1 protein-coding gene is annotated in these 935 nt (G+C 43.4%); it reads left to right on the forward strand.

Annotated elements, in window-relative coordinates:
- Positions 1–906 (forward strand): elongation factor Tu (gene tuf / locus C3007_RS10890; protein ID WP_103854444.1); only part of this gene is annotated, 906 nt, incomplete at its 5' end.
- Between the last annotated feature and the right edge of the window lie 29 nt (positions 907–935).

The raw sequence follows: 935 nt of genomic DNA on the forward strand, positions 1-935 counted from the left end.
ACTGGTGCGGCGCAAATGGACGGTGCAATCTTAGTAGTAGCAGCGACAGACGGCCCAATGCCACAAACTCGTGAGCACATCTTATTAGGACGCCAAGTAGGTGTACCATACATCATCGTATTCTTAAACAAATGCGATATGGTAGATGACGAAGAGTTATTAGAATTAGTAGAAATGGAAGTGCGTGAGCTTCTTTCTCAATATGATTTCCCAGGTGATGATACACCAATCGTACGTGGTTCAGCGTTAAAAGCGTTAGAAGGCGATGCAGCATGGGAAGAAAAAATCCTTGAGTTAGCAAATCACTTAGACACTTACATTCCAGAGCCAGAGCGTGCGATTGACCAACCATTCTTATTACCAATCGAAGACGTATTCTCAATCTCAGGTCGTGGTACAGTAGTAACAGGCCGTGTAGAGCGTGGTATTATCCGCACTGGTGATGAAGTAGAAATCGTAGGTATCAAAGAAACTGCGAAAACTACCGTAACAGGTGTAGAAATGTTCCGTAAATTACTTGACGAAGGTCGTGCGGGTGAAAACATCGGTGCATTATTACGTGGTACAAAACGTGAAGAAATCGAGCGTGGTCAAGTATTAGCGAAACCAGGTTCAATCACACCACACACAGACTTCGAATCAGAAGTTTACGTATTATCAAAAGAAGAAGGTGGTCGTCATACTCCATTCTTCAAAGGTTACCGTCCACAATTCTATTTCCGTACAACTGACGTAACAGGTACAATCGAGTTACCAGAAGGCGTGGAAATGGTAATGCCAGGCGATAACATCAAAATGACAGTAAGCTTAATTCACCCAATCGCGATGGACCAAGGTTTACGCTTTGCGATTCGTGAAGGTGGACGTACAGTAGGTGCGGGTGTTGTAGCGAAAATCATCAAATAATGATGATTGCTAGGTAACACTAGAAAAGC

The sequence above is a fragment of the Avibacterium gallinarum genome (genome assembly GCF_002921135.1).
Taxonomy (GTDB): Bacteria; Pseudomonadota; Gammaproteobacteria; order Enterobacterales; family Pasteurellaceae; genus Avibacterium; species Avibacterium gallinarum.